General features: G+C 72.4%; 9 protein-coding genes. 8 read left to right on the top strand and 1 reads right to left on the bottom strand.

The features are described 5' to 3' along the window. Window positions 1-309 precede the first annotated feature (309 nt). The 3 genes from N4G66_RS00410 to N4G66_RS00400 all read left to right on the top strand — a co-directional run bounded on the left by N4G66_RS00410 (window position 310) and on the right by N4G66_RS00400 (window position 5,710). A complete protein-coding gene (locus N4G66_RS00410; protein ID WP_315903599.1) occupies window positions 310-3,291 on the top strand; it encodes an FAD-binding and (Fe-S)-binding domain-containing protein in 2,982 nt (993 codons plus the stop codon). A gap of 47 nt (window positions 3,292-3,338) precedes the next feature. Beyond that, complete coding sequence (locus tag N4G66_RS00405; protein WP_261701831.1) at window positions 3,339-4,463, top strand: lipid II:glycine glycyltransferase FemX; 1,125 nt, start codon at window positions 3,339-3,341, stop codon at window positions 4,461-4,463. A gap of 272 nt (window positions 4,464-4,735) precedes the next feature. Further along, a complete protein-coding gene (locus tag N4G66_RS00400; protein ID WP_261701830.1) occupies window positions 4,736-5,710 on the top strand; it encodes an EamA family transporter in 975 nt (324 codons plus the stop codon). A 299-nt stretch (window positions 5,711-6,009) separates the two neighbouring features. Here the strand turns inward: N4G66_RS00400 and N4G66_RS00395 are convergent, their stop codons facing one another. Continuing rightward, window positions 6,010-8,004 carry a glycosyltransferase family 2 protein gene (locus N4G66_RS00395; protein WP_261701829.1) on the bottom strand — a complete coding sequence of 665 codons (1,995 nt, stop codon included), beginning with the start codon at window positions 8,002-8,004 and terminating at the stop codon, window positions 6,010-6,012. A gap of 504 nt (window positions 8,005-8,508) precedes the next feature. On the opposite strand from N4G66_RS00395, the gene N4G66_RS00390 reads away from it, so the two are divergent. The 5 genes from N4G66_RS00390 (at window position 8,509) to N4G66_RS00370 (ending at window position 15,842) form a co-directional block, all read left to right on the top strand. Beyond that, window positions 8,509-9,312 carry a TIGR03084 family metal-binding protein gene (locus tag N4G66_RS00390; protein ID WP_261701828.1) on the top strand — a complete coding sequence of 268 codons (804 nt, stop codon included), beginning with the start codon at window positions 8,509-8,511 and terminating at the stop codon, window positions 9,310-9,312. Further along, window positions 9,309-11,018, top strand: coding sequence for an acyclic terpene utilization AtuA family protein (locus N4G66_RS00385; RefSeq protein WP_261701827.1), 1,710 nt, complete (start codon window positions 9,309-9,311; stop codon window positions 11,016-11,018). Before N4G66_RS00390 ends, N4G66_RS00385 begins: the two co-directional genes overlap by 4 nt. Further along, window positions 11,015-12,613 (top strand): acyl-CoA carboxylase subunit beta, encoded by a 1,599-nt coding sequence (locus N4G66_RS00380; protein WP_261701826.1) that lies wholly within the window; start codon window positions 11,015-11,017, stop codon window positions 12,611-12,613. Before N4G66_RS00385 ends, N4G66_RS00380 begins: the two co-directional genes overlap by 4 nt. 8 nt (window positions 12,614-12,621) lie before the next feature. After that, window positions 12,622-14,532 carry an acetyl/propionyl/methylcrotonyl-CoA carboxylase subunit alpha gene (locus N4G66_RS00375; RefSeq protein ID WP_261701825.1) on the top strand — a complete coding sequence of 637 codons (1,911 nt, stop codon included), beginning with the start codon at window positions 12,622-12,624 and terminating at the stop codon, window positions 14,530-14,532. Between the two features lie 119 nt (window positions 14,533-14,651). Continuing rightward, window positions 14,652-15,842 (top strand): acyl-CoA dehydrogenase family protein, encoded by a 1,191-nt coding sequence (locus N4G66_RS00370; RefSeq protein WP_261701824.1) that lies wholly within the window; start codon window positions 14,652-14,654, stop codon window positions 15,840-15,842. Window positions 15,843-15,858: the final 16 nt, after the last annotated feature.

Below are 15,858 nucleotides of genomic sequence, written 5' to 3'. Positions count from 1 at the left end.
CCGGGAGGACGGCCGGGAGGACGGCCGGAGAGACGCGCTGAAAAGCGGCCCGGGGGACGATCCGAAGAACAGTCCGAAGAGCAGTCCGAAGAGCAGTCCGAGGGGCGAGCCGAGGTCCGAGCCGAGGGGCGAGCCCGGGGACGAACCGGCGGACGGCCGGGCGGACGGTTCGGCGGACCACCCGGGGACGTGCCGGAGGGGCTTCCCGGGAGGGCGGCGAGAGGGCGCGCCGAGGAACTGCGGTCCGAGTTGGCGAAAGCCGTGCGCGGAGAGGTCTCCTTCGACGCGACGGCGCGGGCGCTGACCACCATGGACGCCTCCAACTACCGGCGCGTACCGCTCGGTGTCGTGGCCCCGCGCGACGCCGACGACGTGGCCGCGGCCCTCGCCGTGTGCCGCGCCCACGCGGTGCCCGTCGTGGCGCGCGGCGGCGGCACCTCGATCGCCGGACAGGCCACCGGCACCGGCGTCGTCCTGGACTTCACCCGCCACATGAACCGGATCGTCGCGCTCGACCCGGACGCCCGTACCGCCGTCGTCCAGCCGGGTGCCGTCCTCGACCGCCTCCAGGAAGCCGCCGCCCCGCACGGACTGCGCTTCGGCCCCGACCCCTCCACCCACAGCCGCTGCACCCTCGGCGGAATGATCGGCAACAACTCCTGCGGCTCCCACTCGGTCGCCTGGGGCACCACGGCGGACAGCGTGCGGGAGCTGTCGGTCGTCGGCGCGGGCGGGGACACCCGCCGCCTCGGCCGGGACTGGAAGGGTGCCCCGGACGGCCTGCGAGCCCTGGTCGAGGGTCAGTTGGCACTGCTCAGGACCGGCTTCCCGGACCTCCCACGGCGGATCTCCGGGTACGCCCTCGACGCGCTGCTGCCCGAGCGGGGCGCGGACGTGGCCCGCGCCTTCTGCGGCTCCGAGGGCACCTGGGGCCTCCTCACCGAGGCGGTCCTGCGACTGGTCGAGGCCCCCCGCGCGCGGGCGCTGGCCGTCCTCGCCTACCCCGACGAGAGCGCCGCGGCGGACGCCGCCGCCGGTCTGCTGCCACTGGGGCCGCTGACCGTGGAGGGGATGGCCGCCGATCTCGTACCCGCCGACGCGGGGCTGCCGCGCGGCGGAGCCTGGCTGTTCGTGGAGACGGGCGGCGGATCGCCGGCGGAGGCACGCGCGCACGCCGACACGATCGTGCGGGCGGCGGACGTACGAGGCGCCCTGGTGGTCACCGACCCGGCGGGGCAGCGGGCGCTGTGGCGGCTGCGGGAGGACGCGAGCGGCACCGCGACCCGTATGCCGTACGCCGGGGGCGACTCCCTGCTGCCCGGTGGGGGCCGAGGGCTCGGCGGTGAGGCCTGGCCCGGCTGGGAGGACTGCGCGGTGCCGCCCGCCCGGCTCGGCGCCTACCTGCGGGACTTCCGGGCCCTGCTCGCGGCCCACGGCCTGCACGGAACGCCGTACGGGCACTTCGGCGACGGCTGCATCCACGTCCGCATCGACTTCGACCTGATCTCCGCGGCGGGCGTCGCCCGATTCCGGCGCTTCTCGGAGGAGGCCGCCCACCTCGTCGTCTCCCACGGCGGCTCGCTGTCCGGGGAGCACGGGGACGGGCAGGCGCGCGCGGAACTGCTGCCGGCGATGTACGGCGCCGAGATGGTCGGCCTCTTCGAGAAGGCGAAGGACCTCTGGGACCCGGACGGCCTGCTCAACCCCGGCATGCTCGTCCGCCCGCACCGGCTGGACGAGAACCTGCGGTTCGCGGTCCTGCCGCACCGCCCGGTGGACGTGGAGTTCGGCTACCCGGCGGACGGCGGCGACTTCTCGGCGGCGGTGCGCCGCTGCGTGGGCGTCGCCAAGTGCCGTACGGCGTCGGGGCCGGGCGGCGCCGACGTCATGTGCCCCTCCTTCCGGGCGACCGGCGAGGAGGAGCACTCCACGCGCGGGCGCGCCCGGCTGCTGCACGAGATGCTCGCCGGCGAGATCGTCACCGACGGATGGCGCTCGACGGAGGTCCGCGACGCGCTGGACCTGTGTCTGTCGTGCAAGGGATGCAGGTCCGACTGCCCGGTCGGCGTCGACATGGCCACGTACAAGGCGGAGTTCCTCCACCACCACTACGCAGGCCGCCGCCGCCCCGCCGCGCACTACGCCCTGGGCCGGCTCCCCTTCTGGCTCGCCGCGGTGACCCGCACCCGCTCGGCACGGCTCGTCAACTCCCTCGCGTCCATGCGTCCGCTGGCCGCCCTCGCCAAGCGCCTGGCCGGTATCGCGCCCGAACGGGAGATCCCGCGGCTGGCACCGGAGACGTTCAGCCGGTGGTGGTCGACCCGGTTCCGGGACCGGGTGCGGGCGTACGTGCGCGAGCGGCGCCGGAGCGAGGAGGACGTTCGGGGCGGTCCGGGCCGGGGAGGGAGCGAGGGGAACGGGGAGAGGCGGCTCGCGGGCCCACTGTTCCCGGGCTTCGGCGGGAAGACGGTCCTCCTCTGGCCGGACACCTTCACCGAACACCTGGAACCCTCCGTCGGACGCGCGGCCGTGAGGGTCCTGGAGGCCGCGGGACTGGCCGTACTGCTGCCACCGAGGACGGTGATGCGGCACGGGCCCATCGGCGACGGCGTCACCCGGGGACCGCTCCGCCTCACCACACTGCTGCCGCGCCGCCGCCACCGCGTCTGCTGCGGGCTGACGTACGTCTCGACCGGCCAGCTCGACCGAGCCCGCACCGTGCTCCGCCGCACCCTCGACCTCATGGAGCCCTACCTCGCCATGGACGACATCCCGGTCGTCGTCCTGGAACCGAGCTGCGCCGCCGCGCTGCGCACGGACCTCCCCGAGCTGCTGCACGACGACCCGCGCGCGGCGCGGCTGGCGGCGGCGGTGATGACCTTCGCCGAGGCCCTGGAACGGCACGCGCCGACCTGGACGCCACCTCGCCTCGACCGCCCGGCCGTCGGCCAGACGCACTGCCACCAGCACGCGGTCCTCGGTGACGCCGCCGAACGCAGGCTGCGCGACGCGGCGGGCCTGACCGGCGCCCTCGTCGGCGGCTGCTGCGGCCTCGCGGGCAACTTCGGCTTCGAGAAGGGCCACGAGGAGGTGTCGAGGGCCTGCGCGGAGGAACAGCTTCTCCCGGCGGTACGGGCGGCCGACGACACCGCGGTGATCCTCGCCGACGGCTTCTCCTGCCGCACCCAGCTGGCCCAGCTGACCGACCGGCGGGGCCGCCACCTGGCGGAGGTACTGGCCGAGGCGCTGGAGAACGGCCCGCAGGGCGGCAGGTCCGCGGGACCCGGGTAAGTACGCTGGCGATTCCACCGGTACGAGGACTTCGAGGAGCAACGCGCATGGCCCTCCGCCTGCAGGCGATCACCCGCGACGAACACCTGGCGTTCGTCCGCTCGCGGCCCTCGGCCAGCCATATGCAGGTGCCGTCGTGGGGCGACGTGAAGCCGGACTGGCGTGCGGAGAGCCTCGGCTGGTTCGACGGGGACGGCCGGCTCCACGGGGCCGCGCTCGTGCTGCTGCGCCCCCTGCCGAAGGTCAAGCGGTACCTCGCGTATCTGCCCGAGGGCCCCGTCATCGACTGGCACGACCCGGACCTCGCCGAACGCTGGCTCCGGCCGATGCTGGCGCATCTCAAGTCGCGCGGCGCGTTCACCGTGAAGATGGGCCCGCCCGTGGTCGCGCGCCGCTGGAGCGCGGACGCGGTCAAGACGGCCATCGCCGATCCGGCGGCGCGGCGGCTGGGCGACGTGACGCCGACCTCGCGGGAGCCGGGTGCCGCCGAGATCGCGGAGCGGCTGCGGGGCATGGGCTGGCAGCGGACCGAGCCGGGCGGCGAGGACGGCTTCGCGGCGGGTCAGCCCCGCTACGTCTTCCAGGTCCCCTTCGCCGGACGGTCCCTGGAGGAGATTCACAAGGGCCTCAACCAGCAGTGGCGGCGCAACATCAAGAAGGCCGACAAAGCAGGAGTCCAGGTGGTCCGGGGCGGCTACGACGACCTGCCCGCCTTCTACGAGCTGTACGCGGAGACGGCGGAGCGCGACCGTTTCATCCCGCGCCCGCTGCCCTACTTCCAGCGGATGTGGACCTCGCTGACGGCCGAGGACCCCGACCGCATGCGGCTCTATCTCGCCCACCACGAGGGCGACGTCCTCGCGGCGGCCACCATGCTGACCGTCGGCACCCACGTCTGGTACTCCTACGGCGCCTCCACCAGCCGCAAGCGCGAGGTCCAGCCCAACAACGCCATCCAGTGGCGCATGATGACCGACGCCCACGCACTGGGCGCCGCCGTCTACGACTTCCGCGGTATCACCGACACCCTCGACGAGACCGACCACCTCGTCGGCCTGCTCCGCTTCAAGGCGGGCGCGGGCGGCGAGGCCGCGGAGTACCTCGGAGAGTGGGACTTCCCCATCAACCGCCTGCTGCACAAGGCACTCGACCTGTACATGAGCCGTCGCTGACCGCTGACCGCTGACCCGCCGCCGGCCCGCAGCTCCCCGTGCACGTGCGGAGGGGCCGGGCCGGTTTCAGCCGCCGGCCGGAGCCGCAGGGGGTGCCACTCCTCGACCGCCTCCCCGGCGCCCCGGCGCTCGTTCCGGCCGCGCACTCCCCGACGGATACCCACCTCCATGGACAGCACCGTAAGGGCTTTACGCACCTGGACAAGTCCATTACTCTGGACTGACGAGTGCAGTACGATGGACGAATTCGAGTCGATCCTCTGGTAGGCCCCGTGAACTCCCCCAGCGTCGCCCCGTCCTCTCCGGCCCCGGCTGCTCCCGCCCTGGCACCCGTGCCCGCGGCCGGCGTGCCCACCGCGGGCGGCCCCGGTCGGCGCGGCGCCCTCGGGTCCGTGGGCCTGGTTCTCGCCGGAGGCGTCTCGGTGCAGTTCGGCGGGGCTCTCGCGGTGAGCCTGATGCCCAGAGCGGGCGCCCTCGGCGTGGTGACGCTGCGCCTGCTGGTGGCCGCGATCGTGCTGCTGGTGGTCTGTCGGCCCAAGGTGCGCGGGCACTCGCGCGCCGACTGGAACACGGTGGTCGCCTTCGGCCTCGCCATGGCCGCGATGAACGGCCTCTTCTACCAGTCGGTCGCCCGCATCCCGCTCGGCCCGGCCGTCACGCTCGAAGTGCTCGGCCCGCTCGCCCTCTCCGTCCTCGCCTCCCGCCGCGCCCTCAACGCGGTCTGGGCGGCCCTTGCCCTCGGCGGGGTCTTCCTGCTCGGCGGCGGAGGCTTCAGCAGCCTCGACCCCGCGGGTGTCGCCTTTGCCCTGGGCGCGGGGGCCATGTGGGCGGCGTACATCATCTTCAGTGCGCGTACGGGCAGACGCTTCCCCCAGGCCGACGGGCTCGCCCTGGCCATGGCGGTCGCGGCGGTGGCGTTCCTGCCGCTCGGGATCGTCGAGTCGGGCTCGAAGCTCCTCGTTCCGACGACGGTCGCCCTGGGCGCGGCGGTGGCCGTGCTCTCCTCGGTGCTGCCCTACACCCTCGAACTCGTCGCCCTGCGCCGCCTCCCGGCCTCCACCTTCGCCATCCTCATGAGCCTGGAACCGGCCGTGGCCGCCACCGCCGGATTCCTCGTCCTCGACCAGACGCTCTCCCTTGTCCAGTCCCTCGCCATCACCCTGGTCGTCGCGGCGAGCATGGGCGCGGTGCGCACCCAGGTGGGGCGGGGAAGAGGGAAGGGTCTGGAGGCCGACCGGACGTCTTGACCCGACGCCCGGGCACACCGGAAACGGTGATGCCGGCGATGGCCCGCCGTCGGCCGGCCGACGGGCGCGCTCGCCAGGGCTGCGACCGGAAAGGTTCACCGGCTCGCGACGCCCGGAACGGCACTCCCCCAAGCTCTTCGAGCAGGGGGACCCCCACGCCGCGTTGTCGCATCACCCGAGTACGTCCAGTACACGCATGATGCTCCGCCTTGCGATGCGCCCCCACGGCCTGAAAGGCGTCGGAGGTGCCCCCGGCATCGGACGCCGCGAGCTTCCGGCAGGCTTTTCCGGCACCGGCGCTAGCCCCGCCCCCTCCGCGCAACCCCCCGCAGCTTCCGCAGTACAACCCTCGGCACGTCCACCGCGTGGATCTCCATCACCAGCGTTGTCTCCGACGCCTCTTTCACCGGACGGGCGGCGTAGGGGCGGGCGATGTGGAACCAGCGGGTGCGGCCCAGGCCCGTGAGGTGGGGGACGGCGGCGACAGGGAAGGGGGAGGGGCCGGGCAGGGTCACCGTCCAGCGGCCCGGGCGCAGGCCCTTGACCGGGAGCTCCGCCGTGAACCTCCCGGCGGCCCGGTCGAGCGACGCCGGGACCTCGCGGCGGTCGCCCGTGGCGTTCTCCACGCGTAAACGCAGCGCCCCGATGTCCTGCGCATCCTCACCGGCCAGCGTGCCGGCCACCACCAGCGTGCCCTTTCGCGACCTGTGCCACGACGTCTCGGTCACCTGGCAGGGGGTGTCGTCGCGCGGCACCTCTTGGCCGACATCAAGAGAGAAGTTGCCCCATTTCGTCATGTACGGGGTGATGGTGGTGGGATTGCCCGAGGCCGTCGTCATGATCCACTGCTGAGGTGTCCGCTCGGTCTCGGGTCTCTTCAGCCGGACCGTACGACCGACCCCCTGTGCCCGTACGTCGAGGAAGAGGTTCCACCGGCCCCGGCCCAGCGGGGCGCCGGCCGCCGCCGTGGACAGGGCGATGTCCGCGACGAAGCCCGCGTTCGCGTAGCGCTCGTCGTCCGGGAGCCCGGCGACGGCGTGCACCTGCGCGGGGATGCGGACCTCCGGGTGGTTCGCGTCGTGGCAGCGCAGCACCAGCTCGGTGGCCGCGTCCAAGGAGGCGACGTTCTCGATGTAGGCGTGGCCGGTCAGTCGCAGCACGCCGTCCTCCTGCCTGTCCGCCGACTCGATCCGGTGGCGCACCGGCAGTCGGCCGGTGACGTCGAACGCGCTGTCCGGCACCCCCGCCGCCGTGTCGCGGAAGAGCGGATGTTCCCAGTAGACCCGGCCCCCGTCGATGACGTGACCGCGCTCGGCGTCCTCCTTGGCGTTGCGGATGACCGTCATCACTTCCTCGAACCGGTCGGCCCGCAGCAGGTGCAGCAGCAGCCGGTCGCGCGGCTCGAGCTTCTCGATGATCGGGTCGGTGACCCAGTTCTCCACCCAGTCGCGGATCTCCGGGTAGATGCGCTCGCGGATCTCCTCGTCGCTCTCCCGGAGCAGCAGCCACCACAGCGGGCCGCACAGTTCCCATTCGACATGCCGACGCATGATCTGGTCGCGCCGCGGCCCCGGCTCCAGATAGCGGGCCACCGTCTCGAAGCACAGCCGGGTGCCCTGTATTCGGTGGCTCAGGTTCTGCGCGGTGAGGGTGAGGTTGTTTCCGTTCGCGCGGTCGCGGTGGTAATAGCAGTCGTAGTCCGCGACAACGGATACACCATTCGCGTTGAGGTACGCGGCGGCGGTGAACGGCTTGTCCTCGGTGTTGCGGAACGGCGGGAAGCGCAGGTTCAGCCGTTCCAGCAGCGAACGGCGGAAGAGCTTCCAGCAGCCGAGGGTCGAGTATGCGGCCGAGGAGAATATGTCCGTACGCGGCTGGGAGTTCTTGAAGACCGCGGTGGGCACGGCCCGGCCGCCCACCGAGACCATTTTGCCCAGCACGATGTCGGTGTTGTTCTCGTCGGCCATGGCCACCATGCGGCGCAGCGCGTCGGGGCCCAGGTAGTCGTCGGAGTCGAGGAAGAAGACGTAGTCACCGCGGGCGACGTCGAGGGCGACGTTGCGCGGGATGGCCGCGGTGCCCGAGTTCTCCTGGTGGATGACGCGCAGTGAGGGGTGCAGAGCGGCGAGCCGGTCGAGCTCTTTGCCGGTGCCGTCGGTCGATCCGTCGTTCACAGCGATGATCTCGAGCCGGTCCGGGCCGATGGTCTGCTCCATCGCCGAAGTGATGCAGTCGGTGAGCTCGGGCATGGCGTTGTAGGCGGGGACGATCACGCTGACTCGGAGTTGGTGCATTGTTTCCCTTGGAACTCGGCGACGGTGGCCGTACTCGTTGCCACCCGGGCGGTGCCGCCGTCCGATGCCCAGTTTCCGGCTGTGCCGGGCTTCTGGGCGCAGCCGCTTCGGGGTGACGTATGCGAAAGGGTTCGTTGAGTACGGAGGCTTAGATGCCCGAGAACTTCAAATGGTTGTGTTCTCAATCTGATTGGTGGACGCGCTGATACCGGAACTGCTTGTTCCGGAGAGAGCGAGAAAGTCCGCCGATAGCGATGAAGGGCCACTCGGACGAGTTCAGGACCGATGCCGTCGCCGCGAGATCCGGCGCCGCGGCGGCTCGCGCCCGGTGGCAGGGGCGCTGGAGCCTGGCCCGGATGCGGTGCCCTGAGGGTTTGATGCGCCGGACCGCCGTCCGGTGGGACGGCGAGTGGGCGACGCATTTAATGCAAGCACGCTTGATTGTTTCTTGGGTCGCTGTCATGCTCCGTGCCACACACCGTCGTGTCCCGAGGGGAGCGCATCGTGTCCGACGCGTCGTCCGTGGTCTCCGTGATCGACGATCTGCACCGGGAGAGTGAGGAACTCGACCGTTTGGTGGGGGAGTTGAGCGAGAAGCAGTGGGCGCTCGATACGCCCGCCGGGGGCTGGAGCGTCGCCCACCAGATCGCGCATCTCGCCTGGACCGACCGGTCGGCCCTGCTCGCCGTCACCGACGCCGACGCCTTCGCGAAGGAGGTCGAGAAGGCGCTCGCCTCTCCCGACGGCTTCGTGGACGAGGGCGCGGAGACGGGCGCCGCCCAGCCGCCCGCCCTGCTGCTCACCGGCTGGCGTGAAGGGCGGACCGCCCTGGAGACGGCCCTGCGCGCGGCACCCACCGGAACCCGGTTCCCCTGGTACGGCCCGCCCATGTCGGTCGCCTCCATGGCCACCGGGCGCCTGATGGAGACCTGGGCCCACGGACAGGACGTGGCCGACGCGCTGGGTGTGGTGCGCGAACCCACCGACCGGCTGAGGCATGTGGTCCGCATCGGGGTGCGCGCCCGTGACTTCGCCTTCGCGGTGCACGGCCTCGCCGCACCCGCCGAGGAGTTCCGCGTCGAGCTCGAGGGCCCCTCCGGCGAGGTGTGGGCCTACGGTCCGGCCGACGCCCCGCAGCGCGTCACCGGCCCCGCCCTCGACTTCTGCCTGCTGGTGACCCAGCGGGCGCACCGCGCCGACCTCGCCGTACGGGCGGAGGGCCCGGACGCCGACCGCTGGCTGGACATCGCCCAGGCCTTCGCCGGCCCGCCGGGTGCCGGGCGCGAGCCCAAGGAGACCGACCAGTGACCCCGGGAGCCGGGAGGAGCCCGCTGCGCATCGGCAACGCCTCCGGCTTCTACGGCGACCGCTTCGACGCGCTGCGCGAGATGCTCACCGGCGGCCCGCTCGACGTCCTCACCGGCGACTACCTCGCCGAACTGACCATGCTCATCCTCGGCCGCGACCGGCTGAAGGACTCCGGACGCGGCTACGCCAAGACCTTCCTGCGCCAGCTGGAGGAGTGCCTCGGCCTCGCCCACGAGCGCGGCGTCCGCCTCGTCACCAACGCGGGCGGTCTGAACCCGGCCGGACTCGCCGACGCCGTGCGGGAGTTGGCCGGCCGGCTCGGCATCCCGGTCGTCGTCGCCCACGTCGAGGGCGACGACCTCACGCACCGATACCCCGGCAGCCTCGCCGCGCACGCCTACCTGGGCGGTGCCGGCATCGCCGCCTGTCTGCGCGAGGGCGCCGACATCGTCGTCACCGGACGTGTCACCGACGCGGCGCTCGTCACCGGGCCCGCCGTCGCCCACTTCGGCTGGGGGCCGGGCGACTACGACCGGCTCGCGGGCGCGGTCGTCACCGGGCACGTCCTGGAGTGCGGCACGCAGGCCACCGGCGGCAACTACGCCTTCTTCGCCGACCACGACCCCGCGCGGCTGCGCCACCCCGGCTTCCCGCTCGCCGAGCTCCACGAGGACGGGTCGAGCGTCATCACCAAGCACGACGGCACCGGCGGCCTCGTCGACGTCGGCACGGTCACCGCGCAGCTCCTCTACGAGACGCAGGGCGCCCGGTACGCGGGACCCGACGTCACCGCCCGCCTCGACACGGCCGTACTCACCCAGGTGGGCCCGGACCGCGTCCGGATCGACGGTGTGCGCGGCGAGGCCCCGCCGCCCACCCTCAAGGTCGGCCTCAACAAGCTCGGCGGCTTCCGCAACGAGGTCGCCTTCGTGCTGACCGGCCTCGACATCGAACGCAAGGCGGAGCTCGTAAAGGCCCAGCTGGAGGCCGCCTTCGACGCGGCGAAGTCCCGCCCGGCGGAGGTCCGCTGGGACCTCTCCCGCACCGATCACCCCGACGCCCCGACCGAGGAGACCGCGAGCGCCCTGCTCCGCCTCGTCGTGCGCGACCGGGACCAGACGGCGGTCGGCCGGGCCCTGAGCGGAGCCGCCGTGGAACTGGCGCTGGCCAGCTACCCCGGATTCCATGTGATGGCGCCACCTGGAGCGGGCTCGCCCTATGGGGTCTTCGAGGATGTGTACGTCCCCCATGGCACCGTGGACCATATGGCGGTCCTCCACGACGGGCGCCGGATCGCCGTGCCCCCGGCCCACGACACACTCGTACTGGAGCCCCTCGAAGAACCGTCCCTGCCCGAGCCGTTGCCGGCGGGGCCGACCCGGCGGGAGCCGCTCGGACTGGTCGCGGGGGCACGCAGCGGGGACAAGGGCGGGAACGCGAACGTCGGCGTCTGGGCGCGCACGGACGACGCCTGGCGGTGGCTGGCCCATCACCTGACGACGGACAGGTTCCGGAGTCTGATCCCGGAGAGCCGTGATCTGAAGATCGTCCGGCACGTCCTGCCCAATCTGCGCGCCCTGAACTTCGTGGTCGAGGGGATCCTCGGCGAAGGCGTCGCCTCCCAGGCCCGTTTCGACCCCCAGGCCAAGGCCCTCGGCGAATGGCTCCGCTCCCGTCACCTGGATATTCCGGAGGTCCTTCTGTGACCGTGCTTTCCTCCGCGCTCGACACCAGGAGCCCCGAGTACGCGGCCCACCGCGCGACCATGCTCGGCAAGCTCGCGGACCTGGAGACCGAGCACGCCAAGGCGCTGGCGGGCGGCGGCGAGAAGTACGTCGCCCGGCACCGGAAGCGCGGCAAGCTCCTGGCCCGGGAGCGGATCGAGCTGCTGCTCGACCCCGACACGCCCTTCCTGGAGCTGTCGCCGCTCGCGGCCTGGGGCAGTGACTACGCGGTGGGCGCCTCGCTCGTCACCGGCATCGGCGTGGTCGAGGGGGTCGAGTGCCTGATCACCGCGAACGACCCGACCGTGCGCGGCGGCGCCAGCAACCCCTGGAGCCTGAAGAAGGCGCTGCGGGCGAACGACATCGCCCTCGCGAACCGGCTGCCCTGCATCAGCCTGGTCGAGTCGGGCGGTGCGGATCTGCCCTCGCAGAAGGAGATCTTCATCCCCGGGGGCGCGATCTTCCGCGACCTCACGCGGTTGTCCGCGGCCGGAATCCCCACGGTGGCGGTGGTCTTCGGGAACTCGACGGCCGGAGGCGCGTACGTCCCCGGAATGTCCGACCACGTGATCATGGTCAAGGAGAAGGCGAAGGTCTTCCTCGGCGGGCCGCCCCTGGTGAAGATGGCCACGGGCGAGGAGAGCGACGACGAGTCGCTGGGCGGTGCCGAGATGCACGCGCGCGTGTCGGGCCTCGCGGACTACTTCGCCGTCGACGAGCAGGACGCGCTCCGCCAGGCCCGCCGGGTCGTTGCCCGCCTGAACCACCGCAAGGCGTACGGCGATCCGGCTCCTGCGGCGCCCCCGAAGCACGACGAGGACGAGCTCCTGGGGATCGTCCCGGGGGATCTCAAGCATCCGTTCGACCCGCGCGAGGTGATCGCCCGGATCGTCGACGGCTCGGACTTCGACGAGTTCAAGCCGCTGTACGGGACGAGTCTGACCACCGGCTGGGCGAGCCTGCACGGCTATCCGGTCGGCATTCTCGCCAACGCCCAGGGCGTGCTGTTCAGCGCCGAGTCCCAGAAGGCCGCCCAGTTCATCCAGCTGGCCAACCAGCGCGACATCCCGCTGCTCTTCCTGCACAACACCACCGGCTACATGGTCGGCAAGGAGTACGAGCAGGGCGGCATCATCAAGCACGGCGCGATGATGATCAACGCGGTGAGCAACTCGCGGGTCCCGCATCTGTCGGTGCTGATGGGAGCCTCCTACGGAGCCGGCCACTACGGGATGTGCGGGCGCGCCTACGACCCGCGGTTCCTGTTCGCGTGGCCCAGCGCCAAGTCGGCGGTGATGGGCCCGCAGCAGCTCGCGGGCGTCCTGTCGATCGTCGCCCGGCAGTCGGCCGCCGCGAAGGGGCATCCGTACGACGACGACGCCGACGCGGCGCTGCGCGCCATGGTGGAGCAGCAGATCGAGTCCGAGTCGCTGCCGATGTTCCTGTCCGGGCGGCTGTACGACGACGGGGTCATCGACCCGCGCGACACCCGCACCGTCCTCGGCCTGTGCCTGTCCGCGATCCACACCGCGCCCTTCGAGGGCGCGCGCGGTGGCTTCGGCGTCTTCCGGATGTGAGGGATCTCGTGATTTCGAGTCTGCTGGTCGCCAACCGGGGCGAGATCGCCTGCCGGGTCTTCCGTACCTGCCGCGAGGCGGGGGTGCGCACCGTCGCGGTGTATTCGGACGCCGACGAGAACGCCCTGCACGCGCGGGTGGCGGACGCGGCGGTGCGGTTGCCGGGCAACACGCCCGCGGAGACGTATCTGCGGGGTGATCTGATCGTGCGGGCCGCGCTGGACGCGGGCGCCGACGCCGTGCACCCGGGGTACGGGTTCCTGTCGGAGAACGCCGGGTTCGCGCGGGCGGTGATCGACGCGGGGCTGGTGTGGGTCGGTCCGTCGCCGGAGGCGATCGAGGCGATGGCCTCCAAGACCCGGGCGAAGAAGCTGATGGGGCTCGCGCCCCTGGAGCGCGTCACCGCCGGGGACCTGCCGGTGCTGGTCAAGGCCGCCGCGGGCGGCGGCGGGCGCGGGATGCGGATCGTCCGCGAACTGGCGGATCTGGAAACCGAGTTGGAGGCGGCCCGCGCGGAGGCGCTGAGCGCCTTCGGGGACGGCGAGGTGTTCGTCGAGCCGTACGTGGAGGGCGGCCGGCACGTCGAGGTGCAGATCCTGGCCGACACGCACGGCACGGTCTGGCCGCTCGGCACACGGGACTGCTCCCTCCAGCGGCGCCACCAGAAGGTGATCGAGGAGGCGCCCGCTCCCGGGCTCGGAGACGAACTCACGCACACGCTCTACGAGTTGTCGGTACGCGCCGCCCGCGCCGTGGACTACGTCGGCGCCGGCACGGTCGAGTTCCTGGTGGCCGACGGCACCGCGCACTTCCTGGAGATGAACACCCGCCTCCAGGTCGAACACCCGGTGACGGAGGCAGTGTTCGGGGTCGATCTGGTGGCCCTGCAACTGCGGGTCGCGGAGGGGGAGCGGCTGGAGAGCGAGCCCCCGCCCGCACGCGGCCACGCCGTGGAAGCCCGGCTGTACGCGGAGGACCCGGCGGGCGCGTGGGCGCCGCAGACGGGCAACCTGCACCGGATCGCCGTCCCGGACGGCGTCCGGCTGGACACCGGGTTCACCGACGGGGACTCGGTCTCCGTCCACTACGACCCGATGCTCGCGAAGGTCGTCGCGCACGCCGGCACCCGCGCCGAGGCCGTGCGGAAACTGGCCGGCGCCCTGGAGCGGTCCACGGTCCACGGCCCGGTCACCAACCGGGATCTGCTCGTACGGTCGCTGCGGCACGAGGAGTTCGCCGGGGCCCGGATGGACACGGGGTTCTACGACCGTCACCTCGCCGCGCTGACCGTGCCGGCCCCCGATCCGTACGCCCCGCTGGCCGCCGCCCTGGCCGACGGGCACGGCCGGTCCAGGTTCGGCGGCTGGCGGAACCTGGCGTCGCAGCCGCATACCAAGCGCTACCGGATGCACGGCGCCGAGCACGAGGCCGCCTACCGGCACACGCGCGAGGGACTCGCGGCCGACGGGGTGCGCGTGGTGCACGCCGACGCGGGCCGCGTCGTCCTCGAAGTGGCCGGTGTGCGGCGGACGTTCGAGGTCACGCGGTACGCGGACGGCCAGGTCTTCGTGAACGCCACCGCGTTGACCGAGCTCCCCCGCTTCCCCGATCCGGCCGCGGACCGGGCTCCGGGTTCGCTGCTCGCGCCGATGCCGGGCACCGTGGTCCGGGTGGCCGAGGGGCTCGCCGAGGGCGCGGCCGTGCGGGCGGGGGAACCGCTGCTGTGGCTGGAGGCGATGAAGATGGAGCACAGGATCTCGGCGCCGGCGGCGGGCACGCTCACCGCCCTGCACGCCGTGGTCGGACAGCAGGTGGAGGTGGGCGCGCTGCTGGCCGTCGTGCGGGAGGAGACGGCGCAGGACGGGGTCGCGCAGGAACCGGCAGCGCAGGAACCGGCAGCCGGGGGCGACACCCGGTGAGAGCGCGCCCCGTCACCGGGGCGCCGACCGCACCACCGCGCGGGTGTCCGCCGCGCGGGCGCGAACAGCTACGTACAGGCAGCAATTTCCGTACCGAACCTCCGTACCGAGGAGCCGTCATGAGCCCTGTCACAGAGACCGATGAACACAAGGCGCTCCGTTCCGCGGTCGCCGCTCTCGGCAAGCGCTACGGCCGTGAGTACATGACCAAGGTCGTCGCCGAGGGCGGCCACCCCGACGAGCTCTGGTCCGAGGCGGGCAAGCTCGGCTACCTCGGGGTGAACCTCCCGGAGGAGTACGGCGGCGGAGGCGGCGGCATCGCGGAACTGTCCATCGTGCTGGAGGAGTTGGGCGCGGCGGGCTGCCCGCTGCTGATGCTCGTCGTCTCGCCCGCCATCTGCGGCACGGTCATCGCCCGCTTCGGCACCGAGGAGCAGAAGCGGCAGTGGCTGCCGGGCCTTTCGGACGGCACCCGCACCATGGCGTTCGGCATCACCGAGCCCGACGCCGGGTCCAACTCGCACCGGATCACCACGACGGCCCGCCGCGACGGCACCGACTGGGTCCTGAACGGCCGCAAGGTGTTCATCTCCGGCGTCGACATCGCCGACGCGACGCTCATCGTGGGCCGCACGGAGGACGCCCGCACCGGCAGTCTCAAGCCCTGCCTGTTCATCGTCCCGCGCGACACCGAGGGATTCGGGCGGCGGCAGATCGACATGGAACTGGCCAGTGCCGAGAAGCAGTTCGAGCTCACCCTGGACGAGGTGCGGCTGCCGGCCGACGCGCTGGTCGGTGGGGGCCCCTCCCACGCTTTCGGCAGTGGGGGAGAGGACGCAGGGCTGCTGCAACTGTTCGCCGGGCTCAACCCGGAGCGGGTGATGACGGCCGCGTTCGCGATCGGCATGGGCCGTTTCGCGCTCGCCAGGGCCGTCGAGTACGCCCGCGACCGCACGGTCTGGAAGGCTCCGATCGGCGCCCACCAGGCCATCGCCCACCCGCTCGCACAGGCCCACATCGAGCTCGAACTCGCCCGTCTGATGATGCAGAAGGCCGCGTTCCTGTACGACTCCGGGGACGACATCGCGGCGGGGGAGGCCGCCAACATGGCCAAGTACGCGGCGGGGGAGGCCTGTGTGCGGGCCGTCGACCAGGCGGTGCACACCCTCGGCGGCAACGGCCTCACCCGGGAGTTCGGCCTCGCCTCCCTGATTACCGCGGCGCGCGTGTCTCGTATCGCACCCGTCAGCAGGGAGATGATTCTCAACTACGTCTCCCACCAGACCCTGGGCCTGCCCAAGTCGTACTGAGCGCTCTAGGAGGAAC

This window comes from Streptomyces rhizosphaerihabitans, assembly GCF_025399795.1.
GTDB lineage: Bacteria > Actinomycetota > Actinomycetes > Streptomycetales > Streptomycetaceae > Streptomyces > Streptomyces rhizosphaerihabitans.
The sequence above is the reverse complement of the archived record's forward strand: the minus strand, read 5'-3'. Positions and strand labels throughout refer to the sequence as shown.